Genomic DNA, 23,296 nt, shown 5'->3' with positions numbered 1-23,296 from the left:
TCAAGCCGCAACGGGGGTGGGCCAGATCAGTCGGCGTACTGGCCGGCGGCCTTGATGACGGGGCCCCACTTTTCGATCTCGGCGGCGACGAACTTCTTGTGATCGGCCGGCGCGGTGCGTGCGTCGGTGACGATCACCGCGCCGAGCGCTTCCTCGCGCTTGATGAACTCGGCATCCTTCAGCGCGACCTTTAAGGCCGCGTTGAGCTTGTCGAGCGCCGCCTTCGGCGTGCCCTTGGGCGCGTACAGGCCGTGCCAGATCGTCACGTTGAAGCCCTTCAGGCCCGACTCGTCGAGCGTCGGCAGCTTCGCGAGTGCCGGCGTCGTGAGCTTCTTGGTCGTCGTGACCGCATAGGCCTTGACCTTGCCCGATTCGATCTGCGGCGTGGTGTTGGTGGTCTGGTCGCACATGATGTCGACCTGGCCGCCGATCAGGTCGGTCATCGCGGGGCCGGTGCCCTTGTAGGGCACGGTGGTCATCTCGGTCTTCAGGCTCTGCTGGAACAGCAGGCCGCACAGGTGCGAGGCGGCGCCGAGGCCGGCGTTGGCGAGGTTGATCTTGCCCTTGTTCTCGCCGATCCACTTGGTGAGCTCGGCGTAGTTGTTTGCCGGCAGCGTGGAGCGGCCGATCAGCGTCATGGGCACCTCGTTGATCAACCCGAGGTACTCGAAGTCGTCGAGCGTCTTGTACGGAAGCGTGCGGTACAGCGCCGGCGAGGTCGCCATGCTGACGTGGTGCAGCAGCAGCGTGTAGCCGTCGGGTGCGGCCTTCGCGACCTTGCTCGCGCCCAGCGTGCCGCCGGCGCCGCCGACGTTCTCGATCACGATGGTCGCGTTCAGCGGCTTGCGCACCGCCTCGGCGAAGTCGCGCGCGACCTTGTCGGTCGGACCGCCAGCGCTGAAGGGCACGACGATCGTGATCGGCTTCTCCGGGTATTCAGCCCATGCGCCGCTCACGGCAAGGGTGGCCACGGCGGCGATAAGGGTGCGCTTCATCGGACGGTCTCCTGGTGGGGCAAGCAGGGCCGCATGCTAGGCGCGCGCCCTGGTCGCGGCCACGCGGAAAGTACGTAAGCCCGCTGCCCGCATGGATGCGTTCGGGGCGCTGGGCGCGCGGTTTGCCGGAGTACGCGCCCCTGAATCACGCGGGACCGACGATGCACCGTGCTGGCCAGCTGCCGCGCCTTGCGGCCGCGCTTGTTCCACTGACGCTCACCGTGGCGCTGGTCGCGCCTGCCCGCGGCGCGGACCCGGTGCTCGGCACCGGGGCGGCCAGCGGCAAGCGCCTGAGCAAGACCCAGTTGCGCCAGTGCCTCGAGCTGCAGGGCAAGCTCGAAGCGCAGGGCGCGCAGGCCAGGCGCGCACGCGCGGAGCTCGATGCCGCCAAAGCCGAGTTCGATCGCTTCGAGGCGCAACTGCAAAGCGAGCGCACCTCGCTCGATACCGGCAACAAGGCGGCGGTCGATGCCTACAACGCCAAGCTCGAGAAGCGCCGGCAGATGGTCGCCGACTACAACGCCAGGACACCGCAGGCCAGCGCGCAGCAGCAGAGCTACGTCGAGCTCGGCCGGAGCTGGAAGGGCGAGTGCGAGAACCGGCCCTACGACGAGGACGACTACGCCGAGCTCAAGTCGCCCGGCAGGGCCGGCAACTAGCCGACGCTGCGCAGGTCCTCGATCAGCTTGCCGTCGTTCGGCAGGCTGCCGCTGGGGTGCAGCTCGACCTCGGCGCGCAGCTTGGTGAGCTCGCGCACGCTCGTGGCGAGGCGATCGGCGAGGCCCTCGGCGGGGTCGGCGGACTCGGCCTTCAAGGTCATCCGGTCGTTCGCCATCTCGCCGCTGACCACCAGCCGCACGCGGCCGATCTCCGGGTGGCGCTTCATCAGCTCGGCGACCTGCGCCGGGTGCACGAACAGGCCGCGCACTTTCGCGGTCTGGTCGGCGCGCCCGAGCCAGCCGCGGATGCGCGGCGCGCTGCGTCCGCTCGGGCAGCGGCCGGGCAGCAGCGCCGAGAGGTCGCCGGTGCCGAAGCGCACCAGCGGGTAGTCGGCATTGAGCGCGGTGACGACGACTTCGCCGACCTCGCCCTCGCCCACCGGCTCGTGGGTGCCCGGGCGCACGATCTCGACGATCACCTGCTCGTCGAGCACCAGGCCTTCGCGCGGCTCGGTCTCGTAGGCGATCAGCCCGAGGTCGGCGGTGCCGTAGCTCTGGTAGGCCGCGATGCCGCGCTGCGCGAGCCAGTCGCGCAGCGCCGCCGGGAAGGCTTCGCCGCCGACCGAGGCCTTGCGGATCGACAGCGCCTGTCCCGCGGCCTCGGCCTTCTCGAGCGCGATGCGCAGGAAGCTCGGCGTGCCCGCGTAGGCCTCCGGCCGCAGCTCGGCCATCGCCTGCAGCTGCAGCTCGGTGTTGCCGACGCCGCCGGGAAAGACGGTGCAGCCCAGCGCGAGCGCGGCCGTCTCCATCATGGAACCGGCCGGCGTCAGGTGGTAGCCGAAGCTGTTGTGCACCAGGTCGCCGTCGCGAAAGCCTGCCGCGAACAGCGCGCGCGCGAACCGCCAGTAGTCGGCGCCATGCCCTTCGGGCTCGTAGATCGGACCCGGCGACTGGAACACCCGGCGTGCGCCGCGCGCACGGCCGGCCCCGCCGGCGAGCGAGCGCCAGCCGATCGCCGAGAAGCCGCCGAAGGGGTCGCCGCCGGCGGCCGAGCGCGCGAGCTGCTGGCGCGCGAGCAGCTCGCTCTTGCGCGTGACCGGCAACTGCGCGAGCGCCGCGCGCGAACCGACGGCCCGCGCATCGATGCCCGCGAGGATCGATGCGAAGGCCGGCGTGCGCTGCGCGGCGGCGACCTGCGCCGGCAGCGCCGCGAGCAGCGCGGCTTCGCGGGCATCGGCCGAGCGGGTTTCGAGCGCGTCGTAGAACTCAGTCATCGTCGGCGTTCCAGGCGGCGAACTGGCGCTTGAAGTCGTCGAGCCAGCGGCGCACCTCGGCTGCGCTGACGAGGCGCCGGGTCTGCCACTCGGGCGTGCGGATGGGCTTCCTGACCGTCTTCGCGACGATCGCTTCGCCGTCCACGCTCAGCTCGACCAGCGGTTGGCCCTTCCACTCCATGCGGCCGGCGCGTTCGAGCAGCCGGATGTCGCGCAGGTGGCGCTTGAGGTTCGCGAGTGCCTCGTCGGCCTTGAAGGCGGGCGGGGCGAAAAAGTCGTCGCTCATGTCATCGAACTAGAAATCAGGGCCGCACGCCGCGCCCGGCCTTGGGGGGAGCGGCGAAGCCGCCACGGGGTGGTCGTCATCCCAACCAGCGCTTGCGGCGCTTGTAGCTCTTGACGTCGCGGAAGCTCTTGCGATCGCCGCCCCCGACGCCGAGGTAGAACTCCTTCACGTCCTCGTTCTCGCGCAGCGCCTTCGCCTCGCCGTCCATCACGACGCGCCCGTTCTCGAGGATGTAGCCGTGATCGGCGTAGCGCAGCGCCATGAAGGTGTTCTGCTCGGCGAGCAGGAAGGTGACCTTCTCGCGCTGGTTCAGGTCCTTCACGATGCCGAAGACCTCTTCGACGATCTGCGGCGCGAGGCCCATCGAGGGCTCGTCGAGCAGCACCATCTTCGGGTTCGCCATCAGCGCGCGGCCGATCGCGCACATCTGCTGCTCGCCGCCCGAGGTGTAGGCGGCCTGGCTCGCGCGCCGCTGCTTCAGGCGCGGGAAGTAGCCATAGACCTTCTCCAGCGTCGCGGCCACCGCGGCCTTGCCGTCGCGGCGCGTGTAGGCGCCGGTGAGCAGGTTCTCCTCGATCGTCAGGTGCGCGAAGCAGTGCCGGCCTTCCATCACCTGCACCACGCCGCGCTCGACCATCTGCGCGGTCGAAAGCTTCTCGATACGTTCGCCGCGCAGCATGATCGAGCCCTTGGTCACCTCGCCGCGCTCGCCGGCGAGCAGGTTGCTCACCGCGCGCAGCGTCGTGGTCTTGCCTGCGCCGTTGCCGCCGAGCAGCGCGACCACGCGGCCCTCGGGCACCTGCAGGCTCACGCCCTTGAGCACCAGGATCACGTGGTTGTAGATGACCTCGATGCCGTTCACGTCGAGCAGCGCAGCAGACATCGTCGATCTCGCTAGCACCCCTCCCGCGCGGCGGGAGGGGCAGGGGTGGGTGCTGTCATGGCGGGCACAGCCAGCCTGAGCCGCTGGCTCAGGACTGACAGTCCTCGGGCGTGCGGCGCGTGAGCTTCTTCTCGGCGACGTACTTGTCCGCCGCGGCCTTCACCATCGGCTTCAGGATCTGGCCGTCGGCCTCGTACCAGTCGCTGCTGAAGCTCCACTTGCTGCCGTCCCAGGTGTGCACGCGGGCCCAGGTCGAGCCCTGGTGATCGGCACAGGAGGTCGACAGCGGCCGCAGGACGCCGGAGAAGCCGAGCGCGTCGAGCCGCTTCTGGTCGAGAGACAGGTTCTCCAGGCCCCAGCGCACCTGCTCGCCGGTCATCACCTTGCCCTTGCCGAAGCGCTCCTGCGCGCGCCGCACCGCTTCGATGCCGAGCGCCTGGATGATCACACCGCGCGTGTAGAGGACCGAGCCGACCTCGTCGCGCGGGCCGGTGCCCTGGCCCTTGTCGTGCACGAACTTCAGGATGTCCTGGATCACCTTCGGGCTCTGGCCCGAGGTGTTGAGGTTCAGCGCGTTGTAGCCCTTCGCGCCGTCGCCGACGTCCTTCACGTCGGGCTCGGCGCCGGCCCACCACACGCCGTACATCTTGTCGCGCGGGTAGCCGGTGGCCTGCGCTTCCTTCAGCGCGGTCGAGTTCATCACGCCCCAGCCCCAGAGCAGCACGAAGTCGGGCCGGCTCTGGCGCACCTGCAGCCACGCGGCCTTCTGCTCGACGCCGGGCGCCGTCACGGGGATCAGCTGCAGATCGAAGCCGTGCATCGCCGAGCGCTGCTGCAGCAGCGGGATCGGCTCCTTGCCGAACGGGCTGTCGTGGTAGACGAGGGCGATCTTCTTGCCCTTGAGCTTGTCGAAGCCGCCTTCCTTCTTGGCGAGGTGCTGGATCAGGATGTCGCTCGCGGTCCAGTAGCTGCCCATCAGCGGGAAGTTCCACTTGAAGGCCAGGCCGTCGGCGGCCTCCGAGCGGCCGTAGCCCAGCGTGAGCAGCGGGATCTTGTCGCCCGGCGCCTTCTCGGTCAGCGCGAAGGTGATGCCGGTGGCCTGCGGGTCGATCATCGAGGCGCCGCGGCCCTTCAGGCGCTCGTAGCACTCGACGCCCTTGTCGGTCGCGTAGCCGGTCTCGCATTCCTCGTAGCTGATCTTCACGCCGTTGATGCCGCCGTCGCGGGCGTTGATCATCTTGATGTAGTCCTGCTTGCCGTTCGCCCACGGCGTGCCGTTCGGCGCGTAGGGCCCGGTGCGGTAGACGAGCAGCGGGAAGAACTGCTCCTTCGCTTGCGCAAAGGCCGCGGGCGCGGCCAGCAGCGTGCTCAGCGCGGCGGCCGCAGCAGCGGCGGCGAGGACGAAAGACTTCAAGGGCATGGTCGGTCTCCAGTCGTTGTCGTTAAGGCGCACATGCGGTGCGAGAAAGAGCGCAGGCGAGCAGCCGCCGCGGATCCGGCTCTGCCGGGCCGCCAGCGGCGCCCCTCGAGGGAAGCGGCGAAGCCGCAACGGGTGGTTGCCATCAGTGGGGGAAGGGCCACAGGCGAAGCTTCTCCTTCCCGATCGACCACAGCCGCGCGAGGCCGTGCGGCTCGACGATCAGGAAGAACACGATCAGTGCGCCGAAGATCATGAACGTGAGGTGCGACGCCAGCGCGGTGTCGATCGGCACGCCGAACCAGTAGGGCAGGTTGTCGAGCACGATCGGCAGCACGACGATGAAGGCCGCGCCGAAGAAACTGCCCATGATCGAGCCCAGCCCGCCGATGATCACCATGAACAGCAGCTGGAACGAACGGTCGATGCCGAAGGCCGCCGGCTCCCACGAGCCCAGGTGCACGAAGCCCCACAGCGCGCCGGCGACGCCGACGATGAACGAGCTCACCGCGAAGGCGGTGAGCTTCGCGTAGACCGGCCGGATGCCGATGACGGCCGCGGCGACGTCCATGTCGCGGATCGCCATCCACTCGCGGCCGATCGCGCTGCGCACCAGGTTCTTCGCGAGCAGCGCGAACACGGCCACGAAGCCGAGGCAGAACAGGTACTTCTGCACCGGCGTGTCGATCGGCAGCCCGAAGAAGTCGAGCTGCCCGACGCTGACCGAACCCGAGGCCGAGTGGTTCGTCACCCACTTCAGGCGCAGGCAGGCCCAGTCGACGAAGAACTGGGCGGCCAGGGTCGCCACCGCGAGGTAGAGCCCCTTGATGCGCAGCGACGGGATGCCGAACAGCACGCCGACGATCGTCGAGCACGCGCCGCCGGCCAGCAGCGCGACGAGCAGCGGCATGCCCTCGACCCGCGCGATGCAGTTGTAGGCCGCGTACGCGCCGACCGCCATGAACGCGCCGGTGCCCAGCGAGATCTGCCCGCAGTAGCCGACGAGGATGTTCAGGCCGAGCGCCGCGAGCGACAGGATCAGGAAGGGGATCAGGATCGCGCGGAACAGGTACTCGGGTGCGGCCAGCGGCACGACGGCGAAGGCGAAGACGAGCAGCAAGCCGATCGCGGCGCGGTCCTGCAGGATCGGGAAGACCTGCTGGTCCGCGCGATAGCTCGTCTTGAACTGGCCGTTCTCGCGGTAGAGCATGGCGGCCTCTTCAGACGCGGTCGATGATCTTCTCGCCGAAGAGCCCTTGCGGCCTCACCAGCAAGAAGACGAGCGCCAGCACGTACGCGAACCAGATCTCGATGCCGCCGCCGAGCATCGGCCCGAGGTAGATCTCGGAGAGCTTCTCGCCGACGCCGATCAGCAGGCCGCCGACGATCGCGCCCGGCACCGAAGTCAGCCCGCCGAGGATCACCACCGGCAGCGCCTTCAGCGCCACGAGACTCAGCGAGAACTGCACGCCGAGCTTGCTGCCCCAGATGATCCCGGCCACCAGCGCGACGAAGCCCGCGACGCTCCAGACGATCACCCAGATGCGGTTCAGCGGGATGCCGATCGACTGCGCGGCCTGGTGGTCGTCGGCCACCGCGCGCAGCGCGCGGCCGGTGCCTGTCTTCTGGAAGAACAGGCTCAGCGCGGCGACCAGCGCGGCGGCGATGCCGGCGGCGTAGAGGTCTTCCTTGTTGACCAGCACGCCGCCCTGGAACGTGCCTTCGAGCAGGAACATCGGCTCCTTCGGCAGGCCGACGTCGATCTTGTAGATGTCGCTGCCGAACAGCGTCTGGCCGAAGCCGTCGAGGAAGTAGGTGATGCCCAGCGTGGCCATCAGGAGCGTGATGCCCTCCTGGTTCACGAGCTTGGACAGCACCAGCCGCTCGATCACCCAGGCGACGCCGACCATCAGCGCCATCGCGCCGGCGAAGCCGAGCAGGTTGCCGACGAGCCGGCTTTCGATGCCGAGCCATTGCGGTATCCAGACCGAGAAGCGCGCCATCGCGAGCGCCGCGAACAGCACCATCGCGCCCTGCGCGAAGTTGAAGACGCCGCTGGCCTTGTAGATCAGCACGAAGCCCAGCGCGATCAGCGCGTAGAGCATGCCGGCCATCAGGCCGCCGATCAGGGTTTCCAGAAAGAAGCCCATCGCGCGCTTCAGTGCGAGGTGCCCAGGTAGGCCGCGATCACGTCGGGATTCGCGCGCACCTCGGCCGGCGTGCCGTCGCCGATCTTCCTGCCGTAGTCGAGCACCACCACGCGGTCGGAGATGTCCATCACCACGCCCATGTCGTGCTCGATCAGCACGATGGTGGTGCCGAACTCGTCGTTCACGTCGAGGATGAAGCGGCTCATGTCCTGCTTCTCCTCGACGTTCATGCCGGCCATCGGCTCGTCGAGCAGCAGCAGCTGCGGCTCCATCGCGAGCGCGCGGCCGAGGTCCACGCGCTTCTGCAGTCCGTAGGGCAGGCGGCCCACCGGCGTCTTGCGGTGCGCCTGGATCTCGAGGAAGTCGATGATCTTCTCGACGACGACGCGTTGCTCGATCTCCTCGCGCTCGGCCGCGCCCCAGCGGATCGCCTGCTGGAACAGGTTCGACTTCATCTTGAGGTTGCGCCCCGTCATGATGTTGTCGAGCACGCTCATGCCCTTGAACAGCGCCAGGTTCTGGAAGGTGCGCGCGACGCCCATCTCGGCAACCTGCCGGCTGTTCATGCCGCGGAAGGTCTTGCCGCGCAGCGTGATCGAGCCTTCCTGCGGCTGGTAGACGCCGTTGATGCAGTTGAGCATCGAGCTCTTGCCGGCGCCGTTCGGGCCGATGATCGCGCGCACTTCGTGCTCGCGAACGTCGAAGCTGATGTCGGCGAGCGCCTTCACGCCGCCGAAGCGCAGCGAGATGTTCTTCACCTCGAGGATCGGCGCGCCGATGCGGCGGGGCTCGGTGGCTTCGGCCACCGCGGGCGCGCGTTCGAGCACCGCGTTCATGCGGCCTCCTTCATCGCGGCGGCGTCGAACACCTTCGCCTCGACGATCTTCAGGTCGGCCGACACCACGCCCTGGCGGCCGTCCTCGAAGCTCACCGTCGTCTCGATGAACTGCGAGCTGCGGCCGTCGTAGAGCGCGTCCACCAGCACCGCATAGCGCTCGCCGATGGTCGAGCGCTTGACCTTGCGGGTGCGCGTGAGCTCGCCGTCGTCGGCGTCGAGCTCCTTGTGCAGCACGAGGAAGCGGCGGATCTGGCAGGCGGCGAGCATCGGGTCGCGCGCCAGGTCGGCGTTCACCCTCTCGACGCATTCGCGCATCAGCTCGCGCACTTCGGCCTTGCCGGCGAGCTCGGCGTAGCCGCCGTAGGGCAGGTTGCGCTTCTCGGCCCAGTTGCCGACCGCCTCGAAATCGATGTTGACGAAGGCGCAGACGGCGTCGCGGCCGTCGCCGAAGGCCACCGCCTCCTTGATGTGCGGGAAGAACTTGAGCTTGTTCTCGACGTACTTCGGCGCGAACAGCGCACCGCCCTTCAGGCGGCCGACATCCTTCGCGCGGTCGATGATCTTCAGGTGCCCGCTCGCGTCGAGGAAGCCGGCGTCGCCGGTGCGGTACCAGCCGTCGGCGCCCAGCACCTCGGCGGTCGCCGCCTCGTTCTTGTAGTAGCCCTTGAGCAGTCCCGGCGAGCGCACGTGGATCTCGCCGCCTTCGGCGACGCGGATCTCCACGCCGTCGATCGGCACGCCCACCGTGTCGGCGCGCACCTCGTGGTCGGGCTGCAGGCAGACGAAGACCGCGGTCTCGGTCGAGCCGTAGAGCTGCTTCAGGTTGATGCCGATCGAGCGGTAGAAGCTGAACAGGTCCGGCCCGATCGCCTCGCCCGCGGTGTAGGCGACGCGCACGCGGTTGAAGCCGAGCGTGTTGCGCAGCGGCGCGTAGATGCACAGGTTGCCGAGCGCGTAGTGCAGGCGGTCGACGAGGCCGATCGCCTGGCCGTCCATGCGCCGTGGCCCGACGCGCCGTGCGAGCTGCATGAAGTGTGCGAACAGCGCGCGCTTCGCGCGGCCGGCGTCCTCCATGCGGATGGTCACGCTGGTCAGCAGCGCCTCGAACACGCGCGGCGGCGCGAAGTAGTAGCTCGGGCCGATCTCCTTCAGGCAGATCTGCACCGTCTCGGGCGACTCCGGGCAATTCACCACGTAGCCGCAGGCAAGCCACTGGGCATAGCTGAAGATGTTCTGGCCGACCCAGGCGGGCGGCATGTAGGCGAGCACCTCCTCGCGCTCGGTGAGGCGGTCGAAGGCCGCGCCGGCGCGCGCGCGATCGATCAGCGTGTGGTGGCTGTGCACCACGCCCTTCGGCTGGCCGGTGGTGCCCGAGGTGAAGAACATCGCCGCGACGTCGTCGGGCCGGCCTGCGTCGACGCGCGCCTTCACGAAGCCGGGCTGCGCGGCCGCGAAGGCGCGGCCGGCCGCGATCAGCGCATCGATCGACGCGAGCCCCGGCTGCGCGTAATGCCGCAGCCCGCGCGCGTCGTCGTACCAGAGGTGCGACAGGCGCGGGCAGGCCTCGCGCAGTTCGAGCAGCTTGTCGATCTGCTCCTGGTCTTCGACGACCGCGAACGCGACCTCGGCGTTCTGCAAGGGGAAGACCCATTCCGCGCCGGCCGCGTCCTGGTAGAGCGGCACCGGGATCGCGCCGAGGCATTGCGCCGCGAGCATCGATGCATACAGCCGCGGCCGGTTCTCGCCGACGACCGCCAGGTGCTGGCCGCGCTGCAGCCCGGCCGCCGCGAAGCCGGCGGCCAGCGCCTCGACGAGCGCGGCGAGCTCGCGCCAGCTCAGCGTCTGCCAGATGCCGTAGGCCTTCTCGCGCATGGCCGGCGCGTCGGGGCGCGCGGCGGCATGTTCGAACAGCAGGCGGGGGAAGGTGGTGGGCGTCATGGCGTTCGAAAGCGCAGGGCAAGCGCATCGCGAACGAAACGATCCTAGGGAAGACTTTGACGCTGGCGTGTCGTTCTATCGACAATCCTAGGGAGAGCCCGGGCCGGACTTTCCCGCCTCAACAGCGAACCTTTGCGGCCATGACGATGCGTGTCCCGTCCTCGCTCGCCGCGCCCGCGGGCCGCTCGGGGCCGCGCCGATGAACCCGCCGCGCCTGAGCGACCGGGCGCGCCAGCCGCGGCTGGACGAACTGGCCGGCGTGCCCTGGCTCGCGGTCGTGGCGGCCTCGGAGCGGCAGGCCGCGGCGCGTGCGATCCGCGTCGTCGAGGCCGAAGCCGGCGAGCGGGTGTGCCGCATCGGCGTGCCGGCGACCTACTGGTTCGGCGTGATCGACGGCCTGCTCAAGATGAGCAACGACAGCGCGCTCGGCCCGCCGATCACCTTCACCGGCATCCCGCCGGGCGCCTGGTTCGGCGAAGGCACGCTGCTCAAGCGCGAGACCTACCGCTACAACATCGAGGCGCTGCGGCCGAGCCTCGTCGCCGGGCTGCCGATCGACGACTTCCACCGGCTGCTCGAGACCAGCCTCGCGTTCAACCGCTACGTGCTCAACCAGATCAACGAGCGGCTCGGCCAGTTCATCGCCGCGCGCGAGATCGACCGGATGAACGACCCGGACACCCGCGTCGCGCGCAGCCTCGGCGCGCTGTTCCACCCGGTGCTCTACCCGGGCGTCGGCTCGCTGCTGCGGGTGACGCAGCAGGAGCTGGGCTACCTGGTCGGGCTGTCGCGCCAGCGGGTCAACCTTGCGCTGCGCACGCTGCAGGACGAGGCGCTGATCCGCATCGAGTACGGGGGCCTGAGGGTGCTCGACCTGCCGGGGCTGCAGCAGCGCGTGCGGCGCTGAGGCGGCGGCGGCTCAGAGGTTGGCGACACCGGCCGCCACGTGGCCGGCCGGCACGTGCGGGGCGGCGCCCTCGACGTGGCCGGTCTGGTCGTCGAAGAAGAAGTCCGGCTCGAACTCGCGCAGGAACTCGCCCTTCGCGAGGCCGCCGAGGAACATCGCCTCGTCGACCTCGATGTTCCAGCCCATCAGCGTGCGCACCGCGCGCTCGTGCGCCGGCGCGCTGCGCGCGGTGACGAGCGCGGTGCGCAGCCGCATCTGCGCGGTGCCTTCGCGCTGCAGCCGGTGCAGCGCTTCGAGCAGCGGCTTGAAGGGCCCGGCCGGCAGCGGGCTCGCGGCGCGCTCGCGTTCGTGGGCCTGGAAGGCGTCGAGGCCGGCGCTCTGGAAGACCTGCTCGGCCTCGTCGGAGAACAGCACCGCGTCGCCGTCGAAGGCGATGCGCACTTCGTGCGGATGCGCTTCCGAGGCCCGCGCCGCGTTCGGCAGCACCCGCGCGGCCGGCACGCCGGCATCGAGCGCGCTGCGCACGTCGGCCTCGTTCGCGCTGAGGAACAGGTTGGCCGCCAGCGGCTTCAGGTAGCGCCACGGCGAGCCGCCGCGGGTGAACACGCCGCGCTGGATCGGCAGGCCGTACTTCTGGCAGGAGCGGAACACGCGCATGCCGGAGACCGGGTCATTGCGCGACAGGATCACCACCTCGACCCGCCGGCGCGGCGCGAGCGCGGCGGCACGCGCCTCGGGCGCGATCTCCTCGGGCGGCGCGAGCGGCGCGTCGTTGAAGGCGAGCAGCTTCCTGACGAGCGAGAAGGCCACGCCGGGCTGCGCAGGGGCGTCGAGCCGTTCGAGCTGCAGCCGCATGTAGGCGCGGTCGTCGCTGGACTCGAACAGCAGGTTCTCTTCCTCGAAGTCGAACAGCGCGCGTGAGGAGATGGCGACGACGAGCTGGCCTGCGAGGGTGACGGGCATGGCGGGGATGCTAGCGGCGACGCTCCCGCGAGGCCGCGCGCAAGCTTCGACGGGCCGCCGCACGCGGCCGGCCGCGAGCCCTACTGCACGAAGCCGATCGGCGAGCGTCGCCCCTGGGCGTTCGGCAGGTCGCGCACCTCGACCACGCCGCGTGCCGCCAGCTTCGCGTTGCCGAAGCCCGTCATCAGCGCGCGTCGCATCTCGCGCGGCGCGAGTTCGGCCATCGCGTCGAGCAGGTCGTCGGCCGGCTCGGGCTCGAAGCGCTGGCCCCAGTCGTGCTGCGCACGGATGCCCCGGTAGAGCTTCGCGGCGATCTTGCGGGCCGCCTCGCGGTCGGGCGACTGGACCTCGAAGACGTTCATGCGGTTGAGGATCGGGTCGGGGATCGCACGCTCGTCGTTCGCGGTCGCGACCCAGATGACCTGGCTCGCGTCGATCGGGATCTCGGCGAATTCGTCGGTGAAGGCGCCGGCGGTGTCATGCTCGAGCAGGCTGTAGAGCGCGCCCAGCGGGTCGTAGGCGTGCTCGCCGCCGGTCTTGTCGATCTCGTCGACGACCATCACCGGGTTCGCGTACTGGCCGTCGACCAGCGTCTCGAAGACCTTGCCGGGCCGCGCGCCCTTCCACTGGCTGCTCGCGCCGCTCAGCACCCAGCCGGCGGTCAGCGAGCTCATCGACAGAAAGCCGCAGCCGGTGCCGAGCAGCTGGGCCATTTCGCGCGCGAAGTGCGTCTTGCCGACGCCCGGCGGGCCGAGCAGCAGCATCGGCGTGATCTCGAGCGCGTCACGGCTGTCGGCGCACAGCGCTAGCTGGCGCCGTACGTCGTCGAGCACCTCGTGGAAATTGGGCAGATCGTCGTAGAGCGGCTCCATCGCCGGCACGCCCGAGGGCTTGACCTGGAAGCGCTCCGGCCCCTTCTCCAGCATGCGCTCGTAGGTCGCGCGCAGGTTCTCGTGCTCCTTGTGCGGCAGCTTCTCGAGCCGGCGCTCGACGTCGTGAACGCGGTAGAGGCTTCGCAGGTGCGCGATCGGCAAACCCGAGCGCGGCAGGGTGACGAGATCAGTCTGTGGCGATGGCATGCACACCTCCGAAACGACGAACCTGGGATCGATTGCAGCAAAGCATGCCAAGAGGCAGCTCGCGATCAACACGGGAAACCTCCAGCAATTCGTGCGCCACCACGCGGTGCGCAGGGCGCGCCCCTTCGTGCTGCCAAAGCGAATCTGGTTCCGCCGGTCCGCCGGTGTCCCTTCGAGCGGGCACGGCGAAGCCCCGACGGGGGCAGGCCTACTTGACCCAGGTGTTGAGCTGGATGATCGGCAGCAGGACCGCCAGCACGATCAGCATCACGACGACGCCCATCACGACGATCAACAGCGGCTCGAGGATCGTCGCCAGCGCCATCGCGCGCCGCTGCACCTCGGCGCCGAGCTGCACCGCGGCGCGTTGCAGCATCACGGGCAACTGGCCGGTTTGCTCGCCCAGCCGCGAGAACATCGCCAGCAGGCCGGGAAAGCGCCGCTTGCCCGCAAGCGCGGAGGCCAGCGGGGCGCCTTCGCGCACCTGCACCAGCGCGGCCATCGCGTCGGCGCGCATGGCGCGGTTGCCGAGCGTCTCGGCCGCCGCCTGCAACGCCTTCAGGATCGGCACGCCGGCGCCGGCGAGCATCGCCAGCGTGCCGGCGAAGCGCGCCGCGTTGTAGCCGCGCGCGAGCCGGCCGACCAGCGGCAGCGTGAGCCAGAAGGCGTCGAAGCGCTCGCGGAAGGCTTCGTTGCGGCGCGCGGCCACGAGGCCGCCGGCCGCGCCGGCGATCGCGATCGCCAGCAGCCAGCCCCACGCGCGCACGAAGTCGCTGATGGCCAGCATCGCGGTCGTGAGGAAGGGCAGCGCACGCTTGCTGCCGGCGAACACGCTCGCGACCTGCGGCACGACGTAGGTCACGAGGAAGACGACGATCAGGATCGCCACCAGCGACACGATGGCCGGATACAGCGCCGCGCCGATCAGCTTGGCCTTCAGCGCCTGGCGTTCCTCGAGGTCGTCGGCGAGCCGTTCGAGCACGACGCCGAGCTGGCCGCTCTGCTCGCCCGCGCCGACCACCGCGCGGTAGACCTCGTCGAACTCGCGCGGCGACGAGCCCAGCGCGCGCGCGAACGGCGAGCCGGCGTTGACCTCGGCGCGCAGGTGCGCGAGCAGCTCGCGCTGGCGCGGGTCTTCGGCTTCGTCGGTCAGCGCGGTCAGGGCGCGTTCGAGCGGCAGCCCCGAGCCGACGAGGCCGGCGAGCTGCCGCGTCCAGATCGCGAGGCCGGTGCTGCCGAAGACGCGCCGGCCGCCGAGCGAGAACGCGCCGGTGTTCGCGGCCTGCGCGGCGACCGGCTGCACGTCGAGCGGCACCAGCTGCTGCAGGCGCAGCGCGGCGCGCGCGGCCTTGGCGTTGTCGGCTTCGAGCAGGCCCTTCTTGGGCTTGCCGGCGGCGTCGAGCGCCTCGAAGCGGTAGGCCGGCATGCTCAGCCTGCCGCCGGGCGGCCCCGAGGCAGGCATCGCCCGCAGAGCCACGACGGGGCGCCTTCGTGGCCCTGGCGGCCGGAGCGAAGCGACGTGGGGGCTTTCGTCATTCGCGCGTGACTCGAAGGAGTTCCTCGAGCGAGGTGACGCCGCTTTCGACCAGCCGCTCGCCGTCCTCGCGCATCGTCTGCATGCCGCCCTGCTCGGCGGCGACGAAGATCTGGCTTTCGGCGGCGCGGTTGTGGATCAGGCTTTGCACGTCCTGGTCGGCCACCATCAGTTCGTAGACGCCGGTGCGGCCCTTGTAGCCCGTCATGCCGCAGGCCGCGCAGCCGACCGGATGCCAGCGGCCCTGGTCGTCGCGCGTCTTGCAGTCGGGACAGAGCTTGCGCACCAGCCGCTGCGCCAGCACCCCGAGCAGCGAGCTGCTCAGCAGGAAGGGCTCGACGCCCATGTCGGTGAGCCGCGTGACCGCGCTCGGCGCGTCGTTGGTGTGCAGCGTCGCGAGCACCAGGTGGCCGGTGAGCGAGGCCTGGATGGCGATCTGCGCGGTCTCGTAGTCGCGGATCTCGCCGATCATGATGACGTCCGGGTCCTGCCGCAGGATCGCGCGCAGCGCCTTCGCGAAGGTGAGCTCGATGCGCGCATTGACCTGCGTCTGGCCGATGCCGGGCAGCTCGTACTCGATCGGGTCTTCCACCGTCAGCACGTTGGTCGTGCCGGTGTCGACCTGCCCGAGCCCGGCGTAGAGCGTGGTGGTCTTGCCGGAGCCGGTCGGGCCGGTCACCAGCACGATGCCGTGCGGCTGCGCCATCAGCTTCTTGAAGCGCGCGAGCGTCTCGCCGCTCATGCCAAGCGATTCGAGCGTGAAGCGGGTGCTGTCGCCCTTGTCGAGCAGACGCAGCACCGCGCGTTCGCCGTGCGCCGACGGCAGCGTGGACACGCGCACGTCGATCGCGCGCCCCCCGATGCGCAGGCTGATGCGGCCGTCCTGCGGCAGGCGTTTCTCGGAGATGTCGAGCTCGGCCATGATCTTCAGGCGCGAGATCAGCGCCGCATGCAGCGCCTTGTTCGGCTGCACCACCTCGCGCAGCGTGCCGTCGACGCGAAAGCGCACCGAGCTCGAACGCTCGTAGGGCTCAATGTGGATGTCGCTCGCGCCGTCCTTCGCGGCCTGCGTCAGCAGCGCGTTGAGCATGCGGATGATGGGTGCGTCGTTCGCGGCTTCGAGGAGGTCTTCGACCGCCGGCAGGTCCTGCATCAGCCGCGACAGATCAACGCCGCTTTCGACTTCGCCGATCACCGCCGCGGCGCTCGATTCGCCGCCGGCATAGACCTGCGCGATGCGCTGCGCGAGCGAGGCCTGCGCCTCGCGCTCCAGCGCATCGACCGCGTACAGCCGCAGCACCTCGCCGAGCACCGACGGCGAGACCGTCTCGGGCGCCCACAGCACGAGCTGGCTGCCGTTGTCCTCGAGCAGCAGCGAATGCGCCTTGGCGAAGGCGTAGGGGAGGGGGTGGCGGCTGCCCATCGCGTCGGCGTCCTAGTTCGTCGCCGGCGGCTGGGCCGGTGCGGGAGCGGGCGCCGGCGGCGGCGCGACCGAAGGCGCAACCGGCGCCGGCAACGGCGTGCTGTCGCCCAGCGGCGGCGGCGTGCCGCCGGGGCCGACGGCCTCCGGGCGGATCTGCGGCAGCACCGGCGACTCGTTGATCGGCAGCAGCACCCGCGGTGCCGGCTGCGCGCTCTGCTGCTGCGAGCGGATCAGGTCGTAGCGGTCGAGCGAAAGGCGGTTGGTCGCGTCGGCGTCGCGCATCACCACCGGGCGCAGGAACACCATCAGGTTGGTGCGCTCCTTCTTGCGCGACTCACTGCGGAACAGCGCGCCGAGCACCGGGATGTCGCCGAGCAGCGGCACCTTCGAGTTGTTCTCGGTGTAGCGGTCCTGCACCAGGCCGCCGAGCACGATCACCTGGCCGTCGTCGACCAGCACGTTCGATTCGATCGAGCGCTTGTTCGTCGTGGGGCCGGCGTTGGTGGTGCCGGGCGCGACGCTGTCGGCCAGCGACGAGGACTCCTGGTAGATCGTCATCTTCACCGTGCCGCCTTCGCCGATCGTCGGCTTGATGCGCAGCGTGATGCCGACGTCCTTGCGCTCGATCGTCTGGAAGGGGTTGGTCGTGCCGGTGCCGGTGCTGGTGAACTGCCCGGTGACGAAGGGCACGTTGCTGCCGACGATGATCTTGGCTTCCTCGTTGTCGAGGGTCACCAGGTTCGGCGTCGAGAGGATGTTGGTCTTGGTCTGGCTCTGCAGCGCGCGCGCGATCGCCGCGAGCGCGTACTGGCCGCCGAAGTTGCGCACCAGGCCGACCGAGAAGCCCGAACCGATCTGGCCGGCCACGCTGGCGATGTCGGTCGCCGCGGCGGCGTTGATGCCGATGATCCCGCCGGTGCCGCCGGTGCTCGGCAGGTTGCTCGCCGCGAACGGGATGTTGCGGTCTCCCTCGCGGCCCGAGGCGCCGAGCCACTGGAAGCCGAAGTCGGCCGCGTTGTCGCCGCTGACCTCGACGATCAGGCTCTCGATGTAGACCTGGGCACGGCGCGAATCGAGCTGGTCGATCACCGAGCGCAGCTGGCGGTACAGCGGCTCCGGGCCGGTGATGATCAGCGAGTTCGTGGCCGGGTCGGCCTGGATGAAGCCGCCGGTCTGCACCGAGGCGCTGGCGGAGATCGGCGCGGTGGCCTGCGGCGACGCGCCGGTGCTGCTGCCGCCGCCGCCGAACTGGCTGGTCTGCTGCGCGAAGTTCGAGGCCGCGTTGTTCGAGGTCGGGAAGGCGCTACCGCCGCTGCCCGCGCCGCCCGGCGTGCTGCCCTGCGTGCCGGGCGCGTTGTTCAGATAGGCCGCCCGCATCACCTGCGCGAGCCGCGTCGCGTCGGCGTTCTTCAGGTAGACGACGTAGATGTTGCTGCCGCCGGCGCCGCCGATGCCGGGCTGGTCGAGCTTGGCGACCAGCGAGCGGATCTGCGCGAGCCGTGCCGGGTTCGCCGCGCGCACCAGCAGCGCGTTGATGCGCGGATCGGCGATCACCGAGGCGGAAGCGGCCGCGGCCGGAGCGGCGCCGGTCGCCGCCGACGGGTCCGACAGCTTCTGCACCGCGGCCGCGAGGTCGGTCGCGATCGCGTGCTTCAGCGGGATCACTTCGACATCGGTGTTGCCCGGCACGTCCATCGTCGCGACGACCTTCGCGATGCGCTGGAGGTTGTCGGCGTAGTCCGTGATCACCAGCGTGTTGTTGCCGGGGTTCGCGTTGATCGTGTTGTTCGGGCTGATCAGCGGGCGCAGCACCGCGACGAGGTTGGCCGCGTTCTCGTGGTTCAGGCGAAAGATCTGCGTGATGATCTGGTCGCCCGTGCGGTTGACGTTGCCGACCGAGACGGTGCCGGTCTGCAGCTTCGCGTCGGCCTCGGGCACCACCTTCAGCAGCCCCGCGACCTCGACGACGGTGAAGCCCAGCCCGCGCAGCGCCGCCAGGTAGTTCAGGTAGGCCTCGCGCGGCGCGAGCGGCTGCTCGCTGTACAGCGTGATCTGCCCCTTCACGCGCGGGTCGACGACGATCTGCCGGTCGAGGATCGCGCCGATCGCGCGCGACACCCCTTCGATCTCGGCATTGACGAAGTTCAGCGTGACCGGCTCGCGGCTCGGGTTGCTGCCGGTCTTCGTGCCTTGCGCGAGAAGCGGCAGCGGCAGCGCGCCGAGCGTGAGGCTCAGCGCGCAGGCGGCGGCCACGCCGCGCATCGCGCGGCCTGGGATAACCCCGCGCATCGCGCGGTCCCGGCGGGGCGAAGAGGGAGTTCGCTTGGAGCGCGGCAGAAACATGGTCATCCGATCGCAATGACGGAGCGTGCGCCATTGCGCCGTCCGATGATATTGAGCAGGTTGTTCAGCGCGGCCTGGTCGGCCTCGTCGGCCTGCGCCTCGCCGCGAAAGCGCAGGCCGCCCGGGCCGAGCGCGCCGGTACCCGACAACTTCAGCGCGCCTTCGAGGGTGGTGAGCTCGAGCAGCGCCTGGCCCGGCGCGGCTGGGTTGCTGCCGAGGTTCAGCCGGTAGCTGCCAAGCCTGGGCAACGTCGAGACCCGCGACGCCGCGTTCAGCACCTCGAGCGCGGCGCTGCCTTCGATGCGCCAGCGGCCCTGCGCCGACAACAGCGTCAGCCCCGGCGACGTGAGCCGCAACGCGCCGCCGAGCTCGAGCGTGTTCCACGGCGTGCCGAGGCCTGCGAGCCAGGCCGCGGGCCACTGCCCGATCCAGCCCGGCGCGCCTTGCATGCTCACGGCGAGCGTGCCGAGGCCGGGCCGCACGCGGACCTGCGGCCTGCCGTTCAGGCAGCAGGCGTGCCGCAGGTGGAGCGCGAGGCCGAGGCCCGCGGGCCGCAGCGTCCAGTCCATCCGGCCGGGCAGCGCGCGCGCGTCGCGGCTGCCGGTGCCGCCGGCGAGCACCACCACCGCGCTGCCGCGCCACAGGCTGCCGCGCGCATCGGCCAGCAGCAGCCGGCCGTCGGTGGCGCGCTCGACCGCCGACGCGAGCCAGGCGGCCGGTGCGAAGACGATCAGGCCGACCATCGCACCCAGCAGCGCGCCCCAGATGGCCCACCGCCGGCCGGCCGCACGGGCGCGCTGCCAGCGCAGGCCCTCGAAGGTCGATTCACCCCACTCGGTGGCGCGGCCCGGCGCGCCGCGGCCGCGCAGCAGCGACGCGCGCCAGGTCGAGGGGCGCCAGACGGAAGCTTGGAAGGGACGGGCCATGGCGGTCGCGAAAAAAGTCGGCGTGGCGCCGGGCTCAGCCGGCGCGCGGCAGGCTCAGCACGACCGTGCCGCTGTAGCCACCGGCACCGCGCGAGAGCTTTGCCTCCTCGGGCCGCGCACGCGCCGCGCTGCGCACCTCGCCTAGCCAGGCGACCAGCGCCTCGCCGCTGATGCCCGACAGGCTCAGCGTCGCACGGTCGCCGGTGATGGTGAGCTTGGCGTTCGCGCCGAGCCGTTCGGTCGCGCCGCGCAGCGCGGCTTCAGCCTGGCTCGGCTGCACCTTCGGCAGCCCGCGCAGCTCGCGGCTTTCGTTGGCGAGGCGCTGCATGTGCTGCAGTTGCAGCTCGACGGCGTCCAGCTGTGCCGGCGTCTGGTCCAGGCTGCGCCAGGCGGGCTGGATCGCGACCATCCAGACCAGGGCCAGCGCGATCAGCGTCGCGGCGCCGCCGACCAGCAGCCGTTCGCGCGGCGCCAATCCGCGCCAGCGGGCGCGGGCCTGGTCGCGCGCCGAAGCCAGCGCGGGGGGCAGCAGCGGGCGTTCGGCCTTCATGTCTGCCCTCCGCAGTCTGCGGCGTCTCCGCGCGAGGGGGAGTTCGCGCTCGGGAGACGCGCGCCGCTCATCGTTGCCCCGCGGGGCCCGTCGCTGGTCCGCCCAAGAGGGAACTGGCGCTCGGGAGACCCTCGCCGGCTCATGCGCGCGGCCCCGCGGTCGAGGCGCGGCTCAGGGTCAGGCGGCCGTCGGCGGCTTCGACATCCCAGCCGGCGGCCCGCACCGCGTCGCGAAAGGCGCTGATCTGCACCTCGCTCCAGCCGGGCACGGCCAGCGTCAGCCGGCCGTTCTCGTACGAGAGCGTCTGCACCGGCTGGTAGGCCGGCCAGCCGAGCGCGGCGGCCTGCAGGGCGGCCTCGAAGTCGGCTTCGCCCGGCCGGCCGGCCGCGGCACGCAGGGTGTCGGTCTCGCGCTGCATCTGCACCGGCGCGTCGAGCACCACCTTCACCTGCGGATGCGCGGCCAGCAGCAGCTCGCTCATCGAGCGGCGTTTGGCCTCGAGCGTGGAACGCTGCTGCCAGGCGTAGAGGTTGAGCCCGAACAACTGCACCGCGAGCAGCGCGGCGAGCCCGACGTGCACCGGCCGCCAGGCGCTGCCGCGAAACCGCCGCCATCCTTCGCGCAGCGCCGCGAGCCCGCGGTGCCGCGGCGCCAGCCCGAACTGGCGCAGGTTCCACAGCGAGCGTGCCGCCTGCAGCGCGTGCTCGGCCGGCGACAGCACCCGCACCCGCGCGCCGAGCCAGCGCTCGGCCGGCGCCGCCACCGCGGGCGTCGCGGTGAAGCGGGCATCGCTCGGCAGCGGCTGCGGCAGCAGCGCACGCGCCAGTCCGCCGCGCAAGGGCCACTGCGCGACGCCGTCGGCATGTGCCCACACCAGCGCCAGCTCGACCGCGCCGGCCGGATCGGCGCTGTCGCCGGTTTCGAAGAAGTGGCCGCAGGGCGGCTCGTCGGGCCAGGCGGCAGGAACGACCCGATCGACGTGCAGCCCGGCGCGCTCCAGCGCGGCCAGCTCGGCGGTGAGCCAGGCGCGATCGGTCGCACAGACCCAGGTGGTTTCGCCGCCCTTGACGCCCGGCGCCAGCGCCAGATGGAGCTGGGCGCTGTCCTCGAGCATCGCGTCTTCCAGCACGCCGGCCAGCGCCGCGGCCATCCGCGCGGCGGGTGCCTTCGGGCAGACGATGCGGTGCCAGCTGACGTCGCTGGCCGCGACCATGGCCACGACCTGATCGGCCTTCGGCAGCAGCGCCGCGGCCGCATGCCCCTGGCGCTGGGCGGTGAGACCGTCGGTGCTGAGCGCGTAGGCCAGCTCGCGCTCGGCGGCGGAGGCCGGCGCGCCGCCGCCGGCACGCAGCCGGGGGCGAGGAGGAAGGAGGACGACGAGCGTGGCCATGGACGGGGAATGATCGCGCGGGATTGTAAAAGTCGGGTTTCGCGCGGCCCGACGAATCAAGGACTTACATCGAGTTCTTTGCGTTACCGCGAGGCTTCGGAACCGAGCGCCTCGATGCCGGCGACGCGCTGCCGCCGCAGCGGCACGATCTCGAGGTTGCGCCGCTCCACCAGCGCGCGCTCCTCGACGATGCGGTCGTCGAGCCGCAGCCGGCCGCGCACCTCGAAGAAGCTGGAACTGGTCGACAGCCGGTCGGAGCCCGGCGGCGGCGTGCCCTGCGGCAGCAGCTGCTGCAGCTCGCCGATGTTGCGGAAGTGTTTGCGCTGGCGCGCCTGCACGATGCGTTCGGCCGACGACAGGTCGATGCCCAGCACGCCGGCCAGCACTTCCTTCGGCGCGGTGTTCACGTTGACCGGCGTCCTCACCGGCAGCAGCGTCAGGTAGGGCTCGAGCAGCGCGATCGACGCCGGGTCGACGCCGAGCCAGACGAGCTGGTCGATGCGTTCGGGCAGCAGCGGCGCATCGCCGCGGGCGGCGGTCGAGGACGCCACCACGATCGTCCCGCTCGCGGCATCGGCCGGCGCACCGGGTGCGGCCGGCGCCGTGGGGGCGATCGGCGCGGCCTGGCGCAGGCCGGCGGCGACCCGCGCGGCCAGGTCGCCCGACACGCCCGCCGCCTCGAACATCGACTGCAGCGTTTTCTGCTCGGCGAGCTCGGCCACCGGCGTGGTCGCCTCGATCAGGTGGCGCAGGTTGTAGCGGCCGGTCACGTCGGCGATCGAGCCGGACAGGAAGGCTTCGGGCGCATCGTCGGTGTTGTCCTTGTCGGCGGCGAGGAAGGTCGACAGCTTGGCCTCGGCCAGCGGCACCGCCCAGGGCTCGCCCAGGTGATCGGCGCCGCCGGTGCGGGCGTCCTCACGCAGGATCAGCCGGGCCCAGTCGATCGCGCCGGTGAGGATCCACTGGGCCTGCGCGCGGGCGCGCTCGGCGGCCTCGACCTGCACCGCACGCCACTGCTGCCAGACCATCGCCGCGGCGAGCGTCGCGACCAGCGTGACGATCACCATCGCGGTCAGCAGCGCGGCGCCGCGCTCGGAACGGGAAGGGCGGCCCATCGCGGCTCAGCTGGTCGGCGCGAGCCGCACGTCGCGGGTCAGGGTGCCGGCCAGGCCGCTGCCTTCGGTGAAGGCCAGCACGAGCCGCACGCCACTGGGCAGCAGCTGGCGCAGGTTGCCGGCGCTGGTGGTCGCGGTGTCCGCGCTCGACTGCGCGTTCGACCATGCGTTGCCCCGCCACAGGTAGAGCTGCCAGGCGCCCACGCCAGTGAGCGCGCGCAGCGAGCCGGGCTCGTTGCCGAGCAGCTGCTGCGACTGCATCCACTGGTCGGACAAGGCCTGCGAGCGGGTGACGACCGGCCCGGCCCAGCGCGTCACGCTGTCGCCGCGCAACGACCACACGACCAGCTGCATCCCCTGCGCCGAGCGGCGCGTCAGACGCAGGCTGGCGCCGTCGAACTGCAGCGCCGGCACCACGCCGGTGTCCTGCACTTCCTGCAGGTCGGTCTCCCACTGCGCGATCACCGTCTGCAGCCGCAGCTGCCGGTCGACGCGCTGCGCGGCGATCTCGCGGCTGCGCAGCATCGCGTCGATGCCCTGCCACGCCATCGCGGCGACGACGGCAAGGATCAGCAGCGCGACCAGCACCTCGACAAGTGTGAAACCTCGCATGGCGCGGCCGCACG

Annotated in this window: 21 protein-coding genes; 2 read left to right on the top strand and 19 right to left on the bottom strand. The window is 71.0% G+C overall.

The window, feature by feature from the left end:
• Positions 1-26: 26 nt before the first annotated feature.
• Positions 27-995 (bottom strand): tripartite tricarboxylate transporter substrate-binding protein, encoded by a 969-nt coding sequence (locus VFR90_RS08870; protein ID WP_326405751.1) that lies wholly within the window; start codon positions 993-995, stop codon positions 27-29.
• A 161-nt stretch (positions 996-1,156) separates the two neighbouring features.
• Here VFR90_RS08870 and VFR90_RS08865 point away from each other — a divergent pair, with 161 nt between their 5' ends.
• Positions 1,157-1,654, top strand: a complete 498-nt coding sequence (locus VFR90_RS08865) for an efflux RND transporter periplasmic adaptor subunit (protein WP_326405750.1) — start codon at positions 1,157-1,159, stop codon at positions 1,652-1,654.
• Here VFR90_RS08865 and VFR90_RS08860 read toward each other — a convergent pair.
• From VFR90_RS08860 to VFR90_RS08825, 8 genes are all read right to left on the bottom strand, one after another.
• Entirely contained in the window at positions 1,651-2,928 is a 1,278-nt protein-coding gene (locus tag VFR90_RS08860) for a phenylacetate--CoA ligase family protein (RefSeq protein WP_326405749.1), read from the bottom strand. The two genes, VFR90_RS08865 and VFR90_RS08860, sit on opposite strands and share 4 nt — an antisense overlap.
• Positions 2,921-3,214 carry a hypothetical protein gene (locus VFR90_RS08855; protein WP_326405748.1) on the bottom strand — a complete coding sequence of 98 codons (294 nt, stop codon included), beginning with the start codon at positions 3,212-3,214 and terminating at the stop codon, positions 2,921-2,923. The genes VFR90_RS08860 and VFR90_RS08855 overlap by 8 nt, the downstream gene beginning before the upstream one ends.
• Before the next feature lie 76 nt (positions 3,215-3,290).
• A complete protein-coding gene (locus VFR90_RS08850; RefSeq protein ID WP_326405747.1) occupies positions 3,291-4,097 on the bottom strand; it encodes an ABC transporter ATP-binding protein in 807 nt (268 codons plus the stop codon).
• 88 nt (positions 4,098-4,185) lie between these two features.
• Positions 4,186-5,517: an ABC transporter substrate-binding protein gene (locus VFR90_RS08845; RefSeq protein WP_326405746.1), complete on the bottom strand. Its 1,332-nt coding sequence runs from the start codon at positions 5,515-5,517 to the stop codon at positions 4,186-4,188.
• A gap of 142 nt (positions 5,518-5,659) precedes the next feature.
• On the bottom strand, positions 5,660-6,724 hold the full coding sequence (locus tag VFR90_RS08840) for a branched-chain amino acid ABC transporter permease (RefSeq protein ID WP_326405745.1): 1,065 nt from the start codon (positions 6,722-6,724) through the stop codon (positions 5,660-5,662).
• A 10-nt stretch (positions 6,725-6,734) separates the two neighbouring features.
• Complete coding sequence (locus tag VFR90_RS08835) at positions 6,735-7,664, bottom strand: branched-chain amino acid ABC transporter permease (RefSeq protein ID WP_326405744.1); 930 nt, start codon at positions 7,662-7,664, stop codon at positions 6,735-6,737.
• 8 nt (positions 7,665-7,672) lie between these two features.
• Entirely contained in the window at positions 7,673-8,500 is an 828-nt protein-coding gene (locus VFR90_RS08830) for an ABC transporter ATP-binding protein (protein WP_326405743.1), read from the bottom strand.
• Positions 8,497-10,440, bottom strand: a complete 1,944-nt coding sequence (locus VFR90_RS08825; protein WP_326405742.1) for an AMP-dependent synthetase/ligase — start codon at positions 10,438-10,440, stop codon at positions 8,497-8,499. Before VFR90_RS08825 ends, VFR90_RS08830 begins: the two co-directional genes overlap by 4 nt.
• A 199-nt stretch (positions 10,441-10,639) precedes the next feature.
• Between VFR90_RS08825 and VFR90_RS08820 the strand changes: the two genes are divergently transcribed.
• Positions 10,640-11,347, top strand: a complete 708-nt coding sequence (locus VFR90_RS08820; RefSeq protein ID WP_326405741.1) for a Crp/Fnr family transcriptional regulator — start codon at positions 10,640-10,642, stop codon at positions 11,345-11,347.
• Positions 11,348-11,359: 12 nt separating this feature from the next.
• On the opposite strand, the gene VFR90_RS08815 is transcribed toward VFR90_RS08820, so the two are convergent.
• The 10 genes from VFR90_RS08815 to VFR90_RS08770 form a co-directional block, all read right to left on the bottom strand.
• On the bottom strand, positions 11,360-12,310 hold the full coding sequence (locus VFR90_RS08815) for a 5'-nucleotidase (protein WP_326405740.1): 951 nt from the start codon (positions 12,308-12,310) through the stop codon (positions 11,360-11,362).
• 80 nt (positions 12,311-12,390) lie between these two features.
• The gene (locus tag VFR90_RS08810) at positions 12,391-13,389 is read right to left on the bottom strand and encodes an AAA family ATPase (protein WP_326405739.1); all 999 of its coding nucleotides are present in this window, start codon (positions 13,387-13,389) and stop codon (positions 12,391-12,393) included.
• A gap of 208 nt (positions 13,390-13,597) precedes the next feature.
• Positions 13,598-14,815, bottom strand: coding sequence for a type II secretion system inner membrane protein GspF (gspF, locus tag VFR90_RS08805; RefSeq protein ID WP_326405764.1), 1,218 nt, complete (start codon positions 14,813-14,815; stop codon positions 13,598-13,600).
• 106 nt (positions 14,816-14,921) lie between these two features.
• Positions 14,922-16,346: a type II secretion system ATPase GspE gene (gspE, locus tag VFR90_RS08800; RefSeq protein ID WP_326405738.1), complete on the bottom strand. Its 1,425-nt coding sequence runs from the start codon at positions 16,344-16,346 to the stop codon at positions 14,922-14,924.
• Between the two features lie 12 nt (positions 16,347-16,358).
• Positions 16,359-18,464, bottom strand: a complete 2,106-nt coding sequence (gene gspD / locus VFR90_RS08795) for a type II secretion system secretin GspD (protein WP_414676516.1) — start codon at positions 18,462-18,464, stop codon at positions 16,359-16,361.
• A 227-nt stretch (positions 18,465-18,691) separates the two neighbouring features.
• Positions 18,692-19,615, bottom strand: coding sequence for a type II secretion system protein N (gene gspN, locus VFR90_RS08790; RefSeq protein WP_326405736.1), 924 nt, complete (start codon positions 19,613-19,615; stop codon positions 18,692-18,694).
• A 34-nt stretch (positions 19,616-19,649) separates the two neighbouring features.
• A complete protein-coding gene (locus VFR90_RS08785; RefSeq protein ID WP_326405735.1) occupies positions 19,650-20,165 on the bottom strand; it encodes a type II secretion system protein M in 516 nt (171 codons plus the stop codon).
• Positions 20,166-20,304: 139 nt separating this feature from the next.
• Positions 20,305-21,555 (bottom strand): type II secretion system protein GspL, encoded by a 1,251-nt coding sequence (gene gspL / locus VFR90_RS08780; protein WP_326405734.1) that lies wholly within the window; start codon positions 21,553-21,555, stop codon positions 20,305-20,307.
• Positions 21,556-21,638: 83 nt separating this feature from the next.
• On the bottom strand, positions 21,639-22,670 hold the full coding sequence (gene gspK, locus VFR90_RS08775) for a type II secretion system minor pseudopilin GspK (protein ID WP_326405733.1): 1,032 nt from the start codon (positions 22,668-22,670) through the stop codon (positions 21,639-21,641).
• 6 nt (positions 22,671-22,676) lie between these two features.
• A complete protein-coding gene (locus tag VFR90_RS08770; RefSeq protein WP_326405732.1) occupies positions 22,677-23,282 on the bottom strand; it encodes a PulJ/GspJ family protein in 606 nt (201 codons plus the stop codon).
• Positions 23,283-23,296 lie beyond the last annotated feature (14 nt).

Origin of the sequence: Methylibium sp. (assembly GCF_035762065.1) — a bacterium.
Taxonomy (GTDB): domain Bacteria; phylum Pseudomonadota; class Gammaproteobacteria; order Burkholderiales; family Burkholderiaceae_C; genus Methylibium.
Note: the sequence above shows the minus strand (reverse complement) of the source record. Positions and strands in the feature narration are given on the sequence as shown.